Annotated in this window: 15 protein-coding genes; 5 read left to right on the top strand and 10 right to left on the bottom strand. The window is 67.6% G+C overall.

Features of this window, described 5'->3' with window-relative positions; all coding sequences use genetic code 11:
• Positions 1 to 218: 218 nt before the first annotated feature.
• The 4 genes from RS83_RS09225 to RS83_RS09210 all read right to left on the bottom strand — a co-directional run bounded on the left by RS83_RS09225 (position 219) and on the right by RS83_RS09210 (position 5,879).
• Positions 219 to 2,015, bottom strand: a complete 1,797-nt coding sequence (locus RS83_RS09225; RefSeq protein WP_045279219.1) for an ABC transporter ATP-binding protein — start codon at positions 2,013 to 2,015, stop codon at positions 219 to 221.
• Positions 2,012 to 2,962 carry an ABC transporter permease gene (locus RS83_RS09220; protein ID WP_045279218.1) on the bottom strand — a complete coding sequence of 317 codons (951 nt, stop codon included), beginning with the start codon at positions 2,960 to 2,962 and terminating at the stop codon, positions 2,012 to 2,014. Before RS83_RS09220 ends, RS83_RS09225 begins: the two co-directional genes overlap by 4 nt.
• Before the next feature lie 34 nt (positions 2,963 to 2,996).
• On the bottom strand, positions 2,997 to 4,001 hold the full coding sequence (locus RS83_RS09215) for an ABC transporter permease (protein WP_045279217.1): 1,005 nt from the start codon (positions 3,999 to 4,001) through the stop codon (positions 2,997 to 2,999).
• A 204-nt stretch (positions 4,002 to 4,205) separates the two neighbouring features.
• Entirely contained in the window at positions 4,206 to 5,879 is a 1,674-nt protein-coding gene (locus RS83_RS09210) for an ABC transporter substrate-binding protein (protein ID WP_045279216.1), read from the bottom strand.
• A gap of 170 nt (positions 5,880 to 6,049) precedes the next feature.
• Between RS83_RS09210 and RS83_RS09205 the strand changes: the two genes are divergently transcribed.
• Positions 6,050 to 6,970, top strand: coding sequence for a sugar kinase (locus RS83_RS09205; protein ID WP_045279215.1), 921 nt, complete (start codon positions 6,050 to 6,052; stop codon positions 6,968 to 6,970).
• Between the two features lie 19 nt (positions 6,971 to 6,989).
• On the opposite strand, the gene RS83_RS09200 is transcribed toward RS83_RS09205, so the two are convergent.
• The 5 genes from RS83_RS09200 to RS83_RS09180 are packed head-to-tail and all read right to left on the bottom strand — an operon-like array spanning position 6,990 to position 12,482.
• A complete protein-coding gene (locus RS83_RS09200; RefSeq protein ID WP_052679025.1) occupies positions 6,990 to 7,874 on the bottom strand; it encodes a MurR/RpiR family transcriptional regulator in 885 nt (294 codons plus the stop codon).
• 11 nt (positions 7,875 to 7,885) lie between these two features.
• Positions 7,886 to 9,370 carry a glycoside hydrolase family 3 protein gene (locus RS83_RS09195; protein ID WP_045279213.1) on the bottom strand — a complete coding sequence of 495 codons (1,485 nt, stop codon included), beginning with the start codon at positions 9,368 to 9,370 and terminating at the stop codon, positions 7,886 to 7,888.
• Positions 9,367 to 10,200 carry a carbohydrate ABC transporter permease gene (locus tag RS83_RS09190; RefSeq protein ID WP_045279212.1) on the bottom strand — a complete coding sequence of 278 codons (834 nt, stop codon included), beginning with the start codon at positions 10,198 to 10,200 and terminating at the stop codon, positions 9,367 to 9,369. Before RS83_RS09190 ends, RS83_RS09195 begins: the two co-directional genes overlap by 4 nt.
• Positions 10,197 to 11,174 carry a carbohydrate ABC transporter permease gene (locus RS83_RS09185; protein ID WP_045279211.1) on the bottom strand — a complete coding sequence of 326 codons (978 nt, stop codon included), beginning with the start codon at positions 11,172 to 11,174 and terminating at the stop codon, positions 10,197 to 10,199. Before RS83_RS09185 ends, RS83_RS09190 begins: the two co-directional genes overlap by 4 nt.
• A 15-nt stretch (positions 11,175 to 11,189) precedes the next feature.
• Complete coding sequence (locus RS83_RS09180; protein WP_045279210.1) at positions 11,190 to 12,482, bottom strand: sugar ABC transporter substrate-binding protein; 1,293 nt, start codon at positions 12,480 to 12,482, stop codon at positions 11,190 to 11,192.
• A gap of 146 nt (positions 12,483 to 12,628) precedes the next feature.
• Between RS83_RS09180 and RS83_RS09175 the strand changes: the two genes are divergently transcribed.
• The 4 genes from RS83_RS09175 (at position 12,629) to RS83_RS09160 (ending at position 15,923) form a co-directional block, all read left to right on the top strand.
• Positions 12,629 to 13,888, top strand: a complete 1,260-nt coding sequence (locus RS83_RS09175) for an LCP family protein (RefSeq protein WP_045279209.1) — start codon at positions 12,629 to 12,631, stop codon at positions 13,886 to 13,888.
• Between the two features lie 32 nt (positions 13,889 to 13,920).
• A complete protein-coding gene (locus RS83_RS09170; protein ID WP_045279208.1) occupies positions 13,921 to 14,781 on the top strand; it encodes a spermidine synthase in 861 nt (286 codons plus the stop codon).
• Between the two features lie 69 nt (positions 14,782 to 14,850).
• The gene (locus tag RS83_RS09165; protein ID WP_045279207.1) at positions 14,851 to 15,378 is read left to right on the top strand and encodes a hypothetical protein; all 528 of its coding nucleotides are present in this window, start codon (positions 14,851 to 14,853) and stop codon (positions 15,376 to 15,378) included.
• 56 nt (positions 15,379 to 15,434) lie between these two features.
• Complete coding sequence (locus RS83_RS09160; protein ID WP_045279206.1) at positions 15,435 to 15,923, top strand: SprT-like domain-containing protein; 489 nt, start codon at positions 15,435 to 15,437, stop codon at positions 15,921 to 15,923.
• Positions 15,924 to 15,954: 31 nt separating this feature from the next.
• Here the strand turns inward: RS83_RS09160 and RS83_RS09155 are convergent, their stop codons facing one another.
• Positions 15,955 to 16,464: a DUF3054 domain-containing protein gene (locus RS83_RS09155; protein ID WP_082071603.1), complete on the bottom strand. Its 510-nt coding sequence runs from the start codon at positions 16,462 to 16,464 to the stop codon at positions 15,955 to 15,957.
• Positions 16,465 to 16,580: the final 116 nt, after the last annotated feature.

Below are 16,580 nucleotides of genomic sequence, written 5' to 3'. Positions count from 1 at the left end.
GAGCCCCGCGGGGCTTCTCGATTCCTTTGTCGTCAGGTGGAGTGTGCGCTCGAAGACCTCAACGAATGCCGACCACCATATGAGGGCAGGGAGAAGCGAGCGCAACTACCAACTATACGTGTGATTCTGCGACATGGCAAGCGCAGTCCTTGACCAATGTCGGATGCTGCGGTAAAAGGCACCCGAGGGCCGGGCCGGGATACCTCGGCCCGACCCTGTCAGGAGGCGATGTTGAGTTCGTTCCCCGGGATCGACGCGAGCAGGCGACGGGTGTACGGGTCGCGTGGATTCGTGAAGATCTCCTCGGAGGACGCCGCCTCGACGAGCGCACCGTCCTTCATGACGCACACGTAATCACTGATCAGTCGCACCACTGCGAGGTCGTGCGAGATGAACAGATAGCTCAACCCGTATTCCCGCTGCAGGTCGCCGAGCAGGCGCAGGATCTGGTCCTGCACCAGCACGTCGAGCGCCGACACCGGCTCGTCGCAGACGATCAGATCGGGCGACAGCGCGAGCGCCCTCGCGATCGCGACGCGCTGACGCTGCCCTCCCGACAGCTCGGACGGATACCGCCGCAGCATCGACTGCGGCAGCGCCACGTCGTCCAGCAGCTGTCGCACACGCGTGCGCCGCTCGGCGCCGCTCCCCCGCTTGTAGAAGTCGAGGGGTTCGGCGATCAGCCGTTCGATCGTGAACATCGGGTTCAGGCTCGAATACGGATCCTGGAAGATCGGCTGCACGCGCTGCCGGAAGTCCTTGGTGTCCGCCCTGCTGAGCGAGGAGATGTCCTTGCCCTCGAAGCGGATCAGGCCGCTGGTGGGCTCGATCACCTTCAGCAGCATCCGAGCCGCCGTGGTCTTTCCCGACCCCGACTCCCCCACGATCGCGACCGTCTCGCCGCGCGGGATCGCGAGTGACACGTCCTTGACCGCGACGAAGTCCTCCTTCTGACCCCGCACCGGATACACCTTGGTCAGGTTCTCGATCTCGACGATGTTGTCGACCGGCTCCGCCCGGCTCGCCGAGCCGGTGGCCTGGGCCACCGAACCTGTCGCCTGGGTTGCTGAGCCCGTCGCCTGGGTTGCTGAGCCCGTCGCCTGGGTTGCTGAGCCTGTCGAAGCATCCGCCCCTCCGACTCCCTCCGGCGCCTGCTCCCGCTCCTTCGTCTGGAACGCCGCCGGCTGCAGACGCGCGACCGCGACCGATGGTGCCGCCTTCACCAGCGACTGCGTATAGGGATGCTGCGGATCCTCGAGGATCTGCCGCGCATCGCCCTGCTCCACGACCTTGCCGCGATGCATCACGATCACCCGCTCGGCACGCTCGGCTGCGAGGCCGAGATCGTGCGTGATGAGCAGCACCGCGGTGCCGAGCTCACGCGTCATCGCCCCGATCTGATCGAGGATCGTCTGCTGCACCGTGACGTCGAGCGCACTCGTCGGCTCGTCGGCGATCAGCAGGCGAGGCTTGCATGCGAGTCCGATGGCGATGAGCGCGCGCTGGCGCATGCCGCCCGAGAACTCGTGCGGGTACTGCTTCGCACGGCGCTCCGGGTCGGGCAGGCCGGCCGCGGTCAGCGCCTCGACCACCTTCTCCTGCACGTTCTGCCTGGTGGCGAGCCCGTGCGCGAGCAGCGTCTCGGCGACCTGCGTGCCGATCTTGGCGACCGGGTTGAGGTTCGACATCGGGTCCTGCGGCACGAGACCGATGTCGCGCCCGCGGATCGAGCGCAGCTCGTGCTCCGGAGCGTGCGAGATCTCGCGTCCGTCGAGGCGGATGCTGCCGGAGGCGATGCGTCCTCCGCCGGCGAGCAGGCCGATGATCGCCATCGCGGTCGTCGACTTACCCGAACCGGACTCGCCAACGATCGCGACGGTCTGCCCCGGCTCGATCTCGAGGTCGACGCCTTCGACGGCATGCACGACACCGTCCATCGTGGCGAAGTCCACCGCCAGGCCCTGGACCGACAGCAGCGGTGCGCCGGACATCTGATTCTCCTTCGTGGCGTTCATCGTGCCCTCGTCCTCGGGTCCATGGCCTCACGCAGCGCCTCACCGAACAGCGTGAAGCCGAGCGCGGTGATGGCGATGCAGATGCCGGGGAGGAACGCGAGCCATGGAGCGATCGCGAGCTCGGCCTGCGCGTACGTGAGCATGCGCCCCCACTCCGCAGTCTCGGGCCGGCCACCGCCGAGTCCGAGGAACGACAGCGCTGCCGCATCGATCACGGCGGTGGCGAGCGTCAGGGTGCCCTGCACGATCACCGGCCCGATCGCGTTCGGCAGCACGTGCGACATGGTGATCTGTCCGCGGCCGAGGCCGAGCGTCTGCGCCGAGAGCACATAGTCGCTCGAACGCTGCTGCAGCATCGAAGCCCGAAGCAGCCTCGCGAAGATCGGCACCTGCGAGGCACCGATCGCGATCATCACCGCGAACGGCGTCTGACCGAGGATCGCGGCGATCGACACCGCGAGCAGCAGGTTCGGCACCGACAGGATGATGTCGACGATGCGCATGATCAGCGTGTCGACCCAGCCGCCGAACGTGCCGGCGAGCAGCCCGAGGATCATGCCGCCGACCAGACCGAGCGCTGTCGAGATCACGCCGACCAGGAGCGATGCCCGTGCACCCCAGATCAACTTCGACAGCACATCGCCGCCGAAGCGGTCGAGCCCGAGCGGGAACTGCGCGAGCTCGCCAGGACCGGGGATGTGGGTCGGGGTGATGAACTTCGCTCCGGGGAGCGCGGTCTCGGGATACGGCGAGAGCACCGGAGCGAGTGCTGCCACCAGGATGAACAGCAGCACGATGGCAGCGCCGATCCAGGCGGTCGGGTTGCGCCGCAGCCGGCGGAACACATCGCGCCAGAACCCTCCTGGCCCGTCCTTCAGGTCGGCTTGGGCGATGGCGACGGTGTCGATGATCTCGCCACCCTGTGCGGGGGGAAGTGCAACGCTCATGACACGACCTCCTTTCGAGCATCGATGAGGGACATCACTGCACCCTCACTCTCGGGTCGATGAAGCTGTACGACACATCGACCGCGAGGTTGATGAGGGCGTACGCGATCGCGATGAAGATGATGAAGCCCTGCAGCACCGGGAAGTCGCGTGTGAAGATCGCCCTCGCGAGGAACGATCCGATCCCGGGGAAGGCGAACACCGTCTCGGTGAGCACCGCGCCGGAGATCAGCAGTCCGGTCTGCAGACCGATCGTGGTGATCACCGGCAGCATGGCGTTGCGCAGGATGAAGCGACTGCGCAACGTGCTCGAGCCGACGCCCTTCGCGCGCCCCGTCCGCACATAGTCCGCGTTCTGCACCTCGAGCACGCTGGCCCTGGTGATGCGGACGATGATCGCGAGCGGGATCGTGCCGAGCGCCAACGCCGGCAGCACGAGATGCAGGATCGCATCCCAGGCCGCGTCGAACTCGCCGGTGATCAGGCCGTCCCACACATAGAACCCGGTCGGATGGGTGGCGTCTATTCGCGGGTTCTGCCTCCCGTCCGACGGCAGCCAGCCCAGCTGCACCGCGAAGACGTACTTCAGGATGAAGGCCAGGAAGAACACCGGGATGGTGATGCCGACCAGGCTCAGCACGACGGACGCGTGGTCGCTGAACTTGCCGTGTCGGCGCGCTGCCCAGTAGCCGAGCGGGATGCCGACGCCGATCGCGAAGATCAGCGCCATGACGCTCAGCTCGAGCGTTGCGGGGAACCGACGGAGGAACTCGTCGACGACGGGCCGGTTCGTCTGGATCGAGGTGCCGAAGTCGCCCTGCAGAAGCCGGCCGATCCAGACGAAGTACTGCTCGAGCAGCGGCCGGTCGAAGCCGTAGAGCTCGTTGACTCTGGCGATGGCCGCCGGTGTCGCCTTCTCGCCGAGAAGTGCCACCGCCGGTCCACCGGGGAGGGCCCTGACCCAGGCGAACAGCAGGACGCTGAGCCCGAACAGGGTGGGAATGAGGAACAGCAGACGTCTGCTGATGGTGCGCAGCACAGAGATCTCCGATGATGAGGTGCCGCGCGACCCCGGGCCCTTCGACAGGCTCAGGGACCCAGTGAGTGGGTCCGGGGACCCATCCGGCGGGTCCGGGGACCCATCGAGTGGGTCCGGGGACTCACCCAATGGGTGGCTGAGCCTGTCGAAGCCCCGTCAAGGGCAGGGACTCGGAGTCGCGCGACGTCGGTCAGTCGGTCGGACCTACTTGGTGAGGACGATGTCGGTGAAGACCTCGTCGTTCACGGGGCTGGCCGGGTAGCTCTTCACGCGCGGGTCGAACGCCAGGGTCGGCGCCGGGTGCGCGAGCGGAACACCGGGGATGAACTGCGCGACTTCCTCGTTGATCTCCTCGTAGAGCGCGGTCTGCTCCTCCAGGTTGGAGACGCCGCGCGCCTCCGTCAGCTTCTGGAAGAGCTCCGGGTTGTCGAAGCCCCACTCGGAGCTCTTCTGGCCGAAGAAGACGCCGACGAAGTTGTCGGTGTCGTTGTAGTCGCCGGTCCAGCCGAGCAGGTGGATGCCGTGATCCGAGGTGCCGGTGGTGCGGTCGAGGTACTCGACCCACTCCTCCGAGACCGGGGTGGTCTCGACGCCGACCTCAGCCAGCTGCGACGACAGCACCGTGAAGATCTGCTCGGGGTCCGGCATGTACGGACGCGAGACGTTGACCGGGTAGTTGAAGGTGAGCTTCAGCGGGTTCGCCTCGGTGTAGCCGGCCTCGGCGAGCAGCGACTTGGCCTTGTCCTGGTCGAAGTCGTAGGTCGTGACATCGGGGTTGTAGCCGTTGACGACCGGCGGAACGAACTCGATGGCCTTCTCGGTGCCCTCAGGAAGCACCTGGGTGATCAGGGCGTCCTTGTCGATCGCGTACGAGAGCGCCTCGCGCACCTTCGGGTCCTGCAGCTCGGGGACCGCCTGGTTGAAGGCGAGGTAGAGGATCGTGAACGGCGGCCGGGAGACCATCGTGAAACCGTCGTCATCGAGCGCCTTGGTGTCAGCGGGACCCACGAGGTCGTACCCGTCGATCGAGCCGGACTCGAGCGCCTGGCGGCGTGCGGTCGGATCGTCGATCGTGCGGAAGATGATCTCGGAGACCTGCCCCTTGTCACCCCAGTAGCCGTCGTACGACTTCAGCGTGACCTGCTCGCCAGGAGCCCACTCCTCGAACTGGTACGGGCCGGTGCCGACCGGGTGGCCCATGGCGTACTCGGAGAGCACGGGGGCCTCGGCGGAGCCGCTGACCTCATCAGCGCCGAACTCCTGCAGTGCCGATGGACTCTGCATCGCGAAGGACGGGAGCGACAGCGATGCGACGAAGCCGGCGAAGGGCTTGTTCAGCTCGATCGTGACCGAGGAGTCGCCATCAGGGGTGCAGGACTTGTAGACGGCGTCCTGCGGGGTGGAGGCGTAGCCCTTGAAGAGCTTGTTGTAGTAGTAGCCGAATGCCTCGGAGGCGGCGAGACCGGTCCAGTTGTACCAGCGGTCGAAGTTGACGCAGACGGCCTCGGCATTGAACGGCGTGCCGTCCTGGAAGGTCACGTCCTTCTTCAGCTCGAAGGTGTGCGACATGCCGTCCTCCGACGACTCCCAGCTCTCCGCGAGGAGAGGTGCGGGGTCAGCGGTGCCCGGCTTGGTGCCGACCAGACCTTCGAAGATCTGGCGGGAGACGCGGAACGTCTCGCCGTCCTGCGCGAATGCGGGGTCGAGGCTTGCGGGATCAGATGACGCTGCGAAGACGAACGTGCCGTCGACATCACCAGACCCTTCTCCTGCATCGTCGTTCCGTTCGCTGGCGACACATCCTGCCAGGACGAGAGCGGCGAGTGTCGCTCCGGTGACGGCGATGAGACCTCGCCGACGCGTGACTGATTGGTGCATTGTGTGACCTTCCCTGTCGGGCGCTTCGTTGCGCGTGCCCGAAGCCGTTTCGCCTCGGGTCACGGTGATGCCTCGACGCTACCCAGCAGATCCACAGATACCAACCACCTGCATATCTCGATCCGGTATCGACGTGAATCGGCTGATCGTGATCCGGTAGTGTCCAGAACGTGCCGGACTCCGCCCCGATCGCCGTCTGCATCGGCGAGGGCCTCATCTCCCTGGTGGCCGCGACCGCAGGGCCCCTGGAGGATTGCCGCACCTTCCACCGGTCCCTCGCCGGAGCCGAATGGAACGCCGCGATCGCACTGGCATCGGCCGGCATCCGCACCGCTGTCGTGTCCCGCGTCGGCGATGACGGCTTCGGTCGTTTTCTCACCGATGAGCTGCGTCGGCACGGGGTCGACGACACCGCGGTCGAGGTCGATCCGGATGCTCCGACCGGGCTGTACGTGAAGGAACTCGTGCCACGGCCGGACGGTGCGGTTGACGGCGCCATGCACTACTACCGCACCGCCTCGGCCGCCTCGGCGATGTCGCCGGACACACTCGCGTCGCCGGCGGCATCCGCTGTCCTCGACCGCGCCGCACTCGTGCACCTCTCCGGGATCACTCCGGCCCTGTCCGACTCAGCCCTGGCTGCGCAGGAGATGCTGTTCGCCGAACGTCGGACGCAGCAGGTGCTGAGCTTCGACCTCAACTGGCGACCGGCGCTGTGGCGCGGCCGTGAGACCGAGGGCCGAGCGCTGCTCACCGACTTCGCACATCGCGCCGACATCGTGTTCTGCACCGGGTCGGATGCCGCGGCCGTGTTCGGCACCGCCGACCCGCAGGAGCTCCGCGAGCTGCTCGCCGAGCCGCGGTATCTGGTGCTCACCGATCCGGGCGGAGCCGTGGCCTTCGACGGGACAGAGCGAGCAGACAGCGACGCCGTCGACACCGCGGTGGTCGAGACCGTCGGGGCCGGCGACGCGTTCGCCGCCGGGTTCCTCGCCGGCATCCTGACCGGGCTCTCGCTCACCGGCAGCCTGGCCCGCGCGCATCGCATCGCGGCGCGAGCGCTCGCGAGCACCAGGGATCACATCGGCTGAGCTCGCCGACGGCGCGGACTCAGCCCTCGACGCTGGGCTGCGCGCGCTGACGGGGCACCGCAGCATCATGCGTCCGCTGCAGCGAGATCACCACGGGCTCACCGCGGTGCTGCACGACACGGACGAACAGCACGTCGACCAGAGCGAGCTGGGCGATCCGGCTCGACATCGCGGCCATCCGGAAGGGCGACTCGTGCGCATGCGTGAGCAGCACGACATCGGCAGCCAGCGCGAGCGATGACTCCCCGACACTCGTGACGGCGACCGCGAGCGCACCGGCATCACGTGCGACCTCGAGCGCCCGCAGCGTCTCGACGGTCTCGCCGCTGTGCGAGAACGCGATCGCGACATCGTCGCCACCGCGCAAGGCGGCAGTGGTCACCGCGAGATGCGGGTCAGCCGAGTGCGTCACCGAGCAGCCGATGCGCGAGAGCTTCAGCAGCAGGTCCTGCGCGGTCAGCGACGAGGCGGCCTGCCCGAAGAGATCGATGTGGCGTGCGGCGACGACGGCCCTGGCGACCCGATCGAGCGCGGCCGCGTCGAGCCCGAGGGCCGTCCGCTCGATCGCGTCGATCTCCTGGGCCGCGAGCTTCGCGGCGATCGCCATCGGCTCGTCGTCCGGGTCGATCGCGGTGGTGTCGAGACTGAACCTCGCCTGCTGCGCCTGCTCCAGCGTGATGGTGCGGGCGACTGCCACGCGCAGCTCGCGGTAGCCGCTGAAGCCGAGCGACTGGGCGAAGCGCGCGACCGTCGACAGCGAGGTCCGGCAGAGCTTCGCCAGATCATTGATCGCCAGGTCGATCACGAGGGTGGGGTCAGCGAGGATCGTCTCCGCAACGCGCGCCTCTGCGGCGCTCAGTCGAGAGACCGAGCGTCGCACCAGCGCGAGTACGTCTGCGTCCACCGAAGATCCGTTCAGCCTGTCCTGCCGAGCAGTCTCTCGCGCGCGACCTGCGCGCCGACGCGGCTCGCCGCAGCGACCTCGACAGTCGGCAGCGGAAGCGGCATCCTGGTCGGCAGTCCGACGTTCACGACGACGGCATGAGGGTCGCGCACTGCTGCCCGTTCGACCAGTGCGCGTTGCGCGGCGTCGGTGTCCGGACGATCGATCAGGATCACCGTGGTCCCAGCGGTGGCGGTCATCTCGTCGAGGACGCGGTCCTGCTCGGCGACCTCCGTGCTCGCGACATCGAGTCGCACGCGCCGATCGTCGCCGGCGAGGGAGCCTGCGACGTACGACGCCGCACTGTCGACGGCGAGGGTCGAGCGGCGGCGGGCGTCGACCACGGTGAGCGAGGATGCGGCGTCCGGCTCGTCGCCGGTCACCGAGATCATGCGTCGGACGATCGACGCCGCGTCGAACTCGTCGGCGGGCTGGGCGTCATCCGAGGCCGCGGCACGCAGCTTCACGGCGAGCGCTGTCACCCTGGCGGCTGCCTGCTCGACGCGTTCCCGCTCGAGCGAGCCGTCACGCAGCGCCTCGACGATGCCGTCACGCGCTGCGAGGAAGTCCCGCCGGTCCTGATCGGGCAGGGCGGCGTCTCCCGGGTTCGTGGGGTTGCCGATGCAGAGCAGATCGGCTCCGGCGGCGAGGGCGAGTGCTGCTCCCCCGCCGATGCCGACCGTCTCACGGATCGCGGCCATGTCGAGCGCATCCGTGATGATGACGCCCTCGAAGCCCCAGTCGCGCAGCATGCCGAGCACTCGGGGGTTCAACGTCGCCGGCGCTTCGCCCCACGCGGGGACGACGATGTGCGCGGTCATGACGGAGTCGACGCCCGCCTCGATCGCGGCGCGGAACGGCTCGAGGTGCACTCGCTCGTACTCCTCGATGTCGAGGGAGATCTCGGGCAGCGAATGGTGCGAATCCATGTGGGTGTCGCCGTGGCCGGGGAAGTGCTTGACGCACGCCGCGACCCCGCCGTCCTGGATGCCGTCGATCGCCGCGATGGCGTGACGGGTGACCAGGTCGGTGTCGTCGCCGAAGGCGCGGACGCCGATCACCGGGTTGCGAGGATCGGTGTTGACGTCGGCCACCGGTCCGAGCACGACGTTGGCGCCGACCGCAGCGACCCGGCGGGCGAGCTCCGCACCGGTGCGCTCGGTCGCGATCAGGTCGTCGAGGAGTCCGAGCTGCGCCGCACCGGGGATCGTCGACCCTTCGGCCGACTCGAGCCGGGTGACGCTGCCGCCCTCTTCGTCGACGCCGATCAGGGCATCAGGATTGGCGGCCAGGATCGACGCGCTCAGCGCGGGCAGACCGTCGCCGATGTTCTGAGCGAAGTAGACGACGCCGGCGAGGCCGTCGTGCAGTTCGTCGAGCAGCCAGGCCGGGGCCTCCGTCCCGAAGAATCCGGGCCAGAGCACACCGTTCGCGAGACGGGCGAGATCGTCGATCATCCCTTCACCGCACCCGCGACCATGCCTGCCGAGAGGCGGCGCTGGACGATGATGAAGAACACCATGACCGGCAGGGTGATGATCGTCGACGCGGCCATGATGCTGCCCCAGTCGTTCGCGAACAGGCCGAAGAACGACTTGAGCCCGATCGAGACCGTGTACTGGTCGGTCTCCGCACCGAGGATCGTCATGGCGAAGATGAACTCGTTCCACGCCGTGATGAAGCTGAAGATGCTCGTCGCGACGAGTCCTGGCATCACCAGCGGCAGCAGGATCGAGCGGAACATCCGCCACCAGCTGGCACCGTCGATGTACGCGGCCTCCTCGAGCTCGACCGGGACGGCGGCGACGAAGCCGCGCAGCATCCAGATGCCGAAGGCGAGCGACAGCGCGATGTAGACCACCATCAGACCGAGGATGCTGTTCAGCAGGCCGAGGCTCTTGACCTGGAGGAACAGAGGGATGACGAGCGCCTCGAGCGGCACCATCTGCACCACGAGGATCATCATGAGCACGGTGGTGCGGAACTTGAAGCGGAACCTCGCGACGGCGACCGCGGCGAGCAGGCAGACCAGGGCGCTCACGAGCACCGTGACGATGGCCACGATCGCCGAGTTTCGCAGGAAGGTGCCGAAGCCGCCCTCCGTGAGCACGAAGGCGAAGTTGTCGAACGTGAACTCCTGCGGAAGCAGAGACTGCCCACCGCTGGAGGCCTTCTTGTCGAAGGCGCTGGAGACCATCCAGTAGACGGGGAACAGCGTGAAGATCAGGACGGCTGCGACCGCGATCCCGATGCCGATGCGGGAGCGGAGCGATGCGCGGGGGTTCACAGCTCGTCCTCCTTCATGAGGGATCGGATGTACACGATGGTGATGCCGATCAGCACGAGTGTGAGCAGCACCGCGAGCGCGGCGCCGAAGCCGTAGCGGTTCTGGCCGAACGACTCGACGTATGACCACACGCCGAGGTTCAGCACCGAGCGGTTTCCACCGCCGCCGCCTGGCATCAGGTACACCTGCGCGAAGACCTTGAAGTCCCAGATCGTCGAAAGGATGATCACGACCGAGAACACCGGCTTGAGCGTCGGGAAGATGATCTTCCAGAAGCGACGCCAGGCGCCTGCGCCGTCGAGGGCCGCAGCTTCGAGCATCTCCTTGGAGACGCCGAGGAGGCCGGCGAGCACGGTGATCGCCACGAACGGGAAGCCGTGGTGGACGACGTTCAGCAGCACGATCGCGTAGAACGACCACTGGTTCGTGAACCAGTTGACCGAGCCGTCCATGAGGCCGAGATCCTGCAGCACGGAGTTGAAGATGCCTCGGTCGGCATCGAAGATGAAGGTCCAGACATACGTGCCGGTCACGGCGGGCATGGCCCACGCGACCATGATGCAGCTGGAGACGATGGTGCGCCAGACCGTGCCGAGTCGAGCCAGCAGCAGCGCCACCAGCGTGCCGACGGCGACCGTGACGAACACGGCGACCACGGCGAACCCGACGGTGTTCGGGAGCACCACCGTCCAGAGCGTCGGATTGGTGAGCGCCTCGATGTAGTTCTGGAACCCGATCCAGTTGCTCTCACCCGTGTTGATCTCGCGCAGACCGTAGTCCTGCAGCGAATAGATGAAGACCTGCACGAGCGGCCAGAGCATGAGCACCGCGAGGATGATCAGCCCGGGGGCGAGGAGGAGCCAGGGGCGAGCCGTGACGAGCGAGAGTCCTCGCTTGCGCGGCCGGCCGCCGGCCACGGAGGCGGAGGTGGACTCCGTCTTCGTGGCCGGCAGAGGCGCTTGCACCATCGACATGGAAGGAAGGCTTCCTTACTTCTGGTTGAGCAGTTCGGTCATCTCGGCGGCGGCGTCCTTCGTCGCGGTGGCGACGTCCTTCTGCCCGCTGAGGATGGCCTGCATCATGGAGTTGGTCGTCTTCTTCGCCTGGACGGCTCCGAAGTTCGGGGTGACCGGGACGGATGCTCCGCCGTCGACCATCTGCTCGGCGAACGGTGCGACGAGCGGGTCGGTCGAGGCCAGGGCCTCTTCCATCGCGGACTGGACGCCCGGGAAGTAGCCGGTCTCGTCAGACCACTGCTCGGCGAACTTGCCGGTGGTCATGAGCTTGACGAACTTCCACGCGAGGTCGGCGTTCTTCGTCGTGTTGAAGACCGAGAGGTGCGATCCGCCGAGCACGGACGGAGCGATGCCGCCGTCTTCGCCGGGGATGACCGCAGCGCCGATCTTGCCCTCGAGGTCGGGGTTGGCCTCGATGAGCGTCTTCGGGGTCCAGGAGCCGGAGAGCATCATGCCGACGTTGCCCTGCGTGAACGCGTCACGGAGGTCGGTCTCCTTCCAGGTGGTCGCACCTGCGGAGGAGAAGCCGTGCTCGGTCGCGAGTCCGGTGTAGAACTCGATGCCGGCCTGCGACTCCTTGCTGTCGAGCTCGCTGGTCCAGGTCTTGCCGTCCTGCGTGGCGATCTCTCCGCCGGCGCCCCAGACCCAGGGGTAGACCTGGAACTCGGCGTCGCCGGCGACCGGGAACGGCATCATCTCGGGGTGGGCGGCCTTGATGGCCTCGCCGGCGGTGACGATGTCGTCCCACGTCTTCGGAGCCTCGAGTCCGAGCTCCTCGAACACGTCGGCGCGGTAGACGATCGAACGGACTCCGGCGTACCACGGCATGCCGTAGAGCTCGTCGTCGTAGGTGCCGGCGACGGCGAGACCCTCGACGAGGTCGTCGCGCAGGCCCTTCTCGGCGTCGACGTAGGAGTCGAGCGGCTCGAGTGCGCCGGCGTCGGCGAACTCAGCGGTCCAGGTGGTGCCGGTCTCGGCGATGTCGGGGGTGGTGCCGCCGGCGATCGAGGTCACGAAACGATCGTGAGCGTCCGCCCACTGGATCTCCTCGATCTTGACCGTGGCGCCGGTCTCCTTCTCGAAGGCCGTGGAGACCTCGTCGTAGAAGGCGGATGCGTCGGGGTTGGTGCCCTTCATGATCCAGACGGTGAGCTCCTCGCCCTTTCCGTCAGTGCTGCCGGCGTCGCTGCCGCCACCCGCGCAGGCGGCCAGACCGAGCGTGGCCACGGCGCCGAGCGCCAGGGCCGGAAGAATGCGCTTGTGCATCGGGAAGATCTCCTCTTTGAAATGACTTTGCGGGCATCGGATGCTCGCCAGTAGGAAAAGTATTTACGACTAACTAATTATCTGCAAGTTCTTCTCAGAATCGTCACCCGGTCGTGACAACAGTTTCCAACGGTAGGCTCGCGGGCATGGTCCGCAGACATCAGCGGGAGACCGTCGCGCGACACGCACCGCTCCCGACCAGAAGCGCCCTCTCCTCGTTCCTCCGCTTCCTGGGCATCGGCCTGGCAGTCGTGGTGGTCTCTGCCATCGCGGTCGGTGCGTTCGTCGTGGTCGACCTCTTCAACCGTGTGAACGATGGTGCCGTCACGCTCGAGGATGCGCCGGAGGTCGAGCCGCCCACGATCGATGCCTACCCCGGCGAGTTCAGCATGCTGATCCTCGGGACCGACGAATGCGGTGAGGTCTCGACGAGCCTGCTGGGCAAGCGGTGCTCAGAGGCCGACGGTTCGGTGCTCAACGACGTGAACCTGCTGGTGCACGTCTCGGCGGAGCCGCGGAACGTGACCGTCGTCTCGTTCCCCCGCGACCTGATGCTCGAGACCCCCGAATGCACGCGACCGGACGGCTCCGTCGTGTCGGCGACCCGCAAGACGCAGATCAACGCGATCTACCAGCGGGCCGGACTCTCCTGTGTCGCCAAGACGATCACCGATCTCACGGACATCCCGATCCCGTTCGCCGCGAAGATCGGCTTCGACGGGGTGATGGAGGTCACCGACGCGATCGGCGGCGTCGACGTCTGCATCGGCGGCGACGGCATCCGTGACGCTCAGACCGGCATCGACTGGCCGGCCGGCATGCGCACCGTGTCCGGAGTCGAAGCGCTCCAGTTCATCCGAACCCGACACGGCGTGGGCGACGGCAGCGACCTCGCTCGCATCTCGAACCAGCAGCAGTACATGTCGCGCCTCGTCAGGAAGATCATGAGCGATGAGGTGCTCACCGATCCAGGCAAGGTGATCGGCCTCGCGAACACGATCGCCGACAACATCGAGCCGAGCGATGAGCTGGGCAACCCGATCCGCCTCGCGCAGCTGGCGCTCTCGATCAAGAACGTCCCGTTCTCCGAGTTCGCGTTCCTGCAGTACCCCGTGTTCGAGGATCCCGACGACAGCAACCGGCGGGTGCCGGATTGGGATGCGGCGGCCACCATCTGGGATGCGCTGCGAGCGGGGCAGTCCCTGCAGCTCACCGGCGATGTCACGAACAACGGCGGAGTGGAACTGGTCGAACCTGCACCGGACACGGCCGTGCCGCCGACGACCGAGGCCCCCACGACCGAGGCCCCGGCGACCGAGGCCCCGGATGTCCGCGCCACGCTCTCCCCCAACATCTCCGGACAGACGGCCGACCAGGAGACCTGCGCCAACGGCAAGCAGGACTGATCCTCGCCCGCCCGACGCCGTAGGCTCGAGCCATGGGCCGGACGCGAACACGAGACACCGAGCATCCGCAGGCCCGATTGGACCACGGCGGCATCGCACGCGTCATCCCCTCCGAGTTCACGAGCGGGTTCGAGCTGATCGTCGACGACACCCCGCAGTCGCACGTCGACCTCGACGACCCGACGCACCTGCACTTCGAGTACATCGTGCGGATGGGCGCGGTCATCGACCAGCTCACGCCGGGTCCCCTCACCGCTGTGCACCTCGGCGCCGGAGCGCTGACCATCCCCCGCTACATCGACGCCACACGACCCGGATCCCGGCAGCAGGTGATCGAACTCGAGGCGCCGCTGGTGCAGCTCGTCCGCGACACCCTCCCACTCCCCCAGGGCGCGTCGATCCGCATCCGCATCGGTGACGCGCGCGAAGGCGTCCGTCGCCTGCCAGGAGCACTCACCCAGAGCTGCGACCTCGTGGTGTCTGACGTCTACTCCGGTGCGCAGACACCCGCGCACCTGACCAGCATCGAGTTCTACCGCGAGCTCTCGGCGCTCCTCGCTCCCGGCGGCGTCCTGCTCGTCAACGTCGCCGACGGCCCTGGGCTCGCCTTCGCCAGACGGCAGGTCGCGACGATCGCCGAGGTGCTGCCAGAAGTCGGCATCCTCGCCGACACGCAGGTGCTCAAGGGTCGAAGGTTCGGCAACCTCGTGATCGCCGCCTCGGCCGCTCCGCTGCCGACCGAGTGGCTGCCGCGCATGCTCGCAGCGGGTCCGCACCCGGCGAAGATCGCCCAGGGGGCAGAGGTGCAGGCCTTCACGCAGGGGGCCAGGATCGTGACGGATGCGGATGCCGTCGCCTCCCCGCGACCCGACGCGTCGCTGTTCCTGCGCTGACGGGCGCGCCGTCTGCGCGAGTGCGCGAGTGCCAGGCAGACTGGACGAGGGCGCTGCGGAAGGAGAGCAATGAGTTTCATCCGGGGATACGACCAGGAGGACCTCCGCGAACTGGTCGATGTCACTGAGTGTGCGGCACGACTCGAGGAGATCGAGAACCAGCGCAGCCTGCCGGCTCTGCTGGAGCGCGTGTGGCTGCTGAAGGTGCTCGGACGCCTCGACGAGGCACTCACGCTCGCCGACGAAGCCGTGCGGCAGGCACGCATGGCCGGCACCCGCAAGGACGTGCTGCGCGCCCGCGTGCTGCACGCGACGATCCTGCAGTACCGCGGCGCACACGCTGCCGCCGAGCAGGAGCTCGCCACGTGCGCGGACGAGGCCGAAGGACAGCGGTGGATCTCCATCGCCGCGTTCGCGCATCACCACCACGGCAAGAACGCCTACGACGCCGGCGACTACGACGTGGCGCGCGAGAGCTTCAAGCGCTCACTGTTCCTGCGCAGGGAAGCCGGCGCGGCCGACCGTGACCTCGAGGTCGTGCTGCTGGCGATCGAAGCGGCGGAGCGCCGCAGGAGCGGGCAGCTGATCGCGGGCTGACCCCACTCGGCTGCGTCGAGAGTGCCGGTGTCGGTGGCATGGCTTAGCCTGATCGCATGGCCGAACTTGACCGTGTTCGCATCTGGGGCGAGGCACTGATCACGATGCACCTCGATGCGTCCTGGAGCTTCGGCTTCGACCACGCGAAACGTCGCGCAGGGCAGTGCGACTACTCCAAGAAGCGCATCACGGTGTCGAAGTACCTGGCAGCACGCTTCGACGACGACGAGATCCATCAGGTGCTCCTGCACGAGGTCGCTCATGCGCTCGCCGGGCATGCCGCGGCGCACGGCGCGGCATGGAAGCGCACGGCCCGCGAGCTCGGCTACGTCGGCGGCACGACGCATCACGGCGAGACGGCGGTCGAACTGGCGCCATGGGTCGGCCGATGCCCGGCCGGGCACCTGACGTACCGGCATCGGCGGCCCACACGGCCGACATCATGCGCGCGCTGCTCGCGATCGTACGACGCCAGGTATCTGTTCGACTGGACGCGACGCGAGATCACGACCGATACGAGGCTCGCGGCGCAGATGCCCCGCTGAACGCGACTGCGGTTCCGACAGTGCGTCGGGATCAGGATGCCGGGCGGTCGGGGCCCGATGGCTGCTCGTCGGCAGCGGCATCCGGCATCGGCATGGCAGGCGTTTCGGCATCCGTGGACTGCGCTGACTCCGGGTGATCCCGCCGGCCTTCGTGCTCGTACTCCTGCTCGTGCGCGACCGCACCCGCGCGTCGCCGTCGCAGCAACGCCGTGGCCGAGCGCCAACCGACGAGGAACACACCGAGAGTCAGCGTCGCGACGATGATGAACGCGACCTGGGCGGTATCGCCGCTCGCGATGCGCAGCAGCATCCCGCCGATCACCGTGAAGACCCACACCACGACACCCCAGAGCACCGACCAGGGGCGGCGCGGCCGCCCAGGCAGCAGCGCAGCGATCGCGTGACCGATCAGCAGCGCGACCAGGAACGGCCACGCGGTGAGCAGGAACCCGGCCGGATTCTCATCATGCGACGCCCGACCGATCACCGAGAACACGAGCACCAGCACGACATCGACGATCACTGCGGGGAGGTACCTCATGCCACGACCCTACGCGCGGATCCCACGCAGATGAGGATGCCGGCGCGCGTGCCGCCGGAGCAACCGCATCTCGGAGATCTGCAGCAGCTCGGATGAGATCGGCCGCGCGGCTCCGA

The sequence above is a fragment of the Microbacterium oxydans genome (genome assembly GCF_000956525.1).
In the GTDB taxonomy this organism is placed as follows: Bacteria; Actinomycetota; Actinomycetes; order Actinomycetales; family Microbacteriaceae; genus Microbacterium; species Microbacterium oxydans_A.
The sequence above is the reverse complement of the archived record's forward strand: the minus strand, read 5'-3'. Positions and strand labels throughout refer to the sequence as shown.

Excerpts from the sequence above, each read along its gene's own strand:
- RS83_RS09220 (WP_045279218.1), bottom strand. The coding sequence starts at position 2,962 with ATGAGCGTTGCACTTCCCCCCGCACAGGGTGGCGAGATCATCGACACC.
- RS83_RS09195 (WP_045279213.1), bottom strand. The coding sequence starts at position 9,370 with ATGATCGACGATCTCGCCCGTCTCGCGAACGGTGTGCTCTGGCCCGGA.
- RS83_RS09155 (WP_082071603.1), bottom strand. The coding sequence starts at position 16,464 with ATGAGGTACCTCCCCGCAGTGATCGTCGATGTCGTGCTGGTGCTCGTG.
- RS83_RS09175 (WP_045279209.1), top strand. The coding sequence starts at position 12,629 with ATGGTCCGCAGACATCAGCGGGAGACCGTCGCGCGACACGCACCGCTC.
- RS83_RS09180 (WP_045279210.1), bottom strand. The coding sequence starts at position 12,482 with ATGCACAAGCGCATTCTTCCGGCCCTGGCGCTCGGCGCCGTGGCCACG.
- RS83_RS09170 (WP_045279208.1), top strand. The coding sequence starts at position 13,921 with ATGGGCCGGACGCGAACACGAGACACCGAGCATCCGCAGGCCCGATTG.
- RS83_RS09185 (WP_045279211.1), bottom strand. The coding sequence starts at position 11,174 with ATGTCGATGGTGCAAGCGCCTCTGCCGGCCACGAAGACGGAGTCCACC.
- RS83_RS09165 (WP_045279207.1), top strand. The coding sequence starts at position 14,851 with ATGAGTTTCATCCGGGGATACGACCAGGAGGACCTCCGCGAACTGGTC.
- RS83_RS09225 (WP_045279219.1), bottom strand. The coding sequence starts at position 2,015 with ATGAACGCCACGAAGGAGAATCAGATGTCCGGCGCACCGCTGCTGTCG.
- RS83_RS09160 (WP_045279206.1), top strand. The coding sequence starts at position 15,435 with ATGGCCGAACTTGACCGTGTTCGCATCTGGGGCGAGGCACTGATCACG.
- RS83_RS09210 (WP_045279216.1), bottom strand. The coding sequence starts at position 5,879 with ATGCACCAATCAGTCACGCGTCGGCGAGGTCTCATCGCCGTCACCGGA.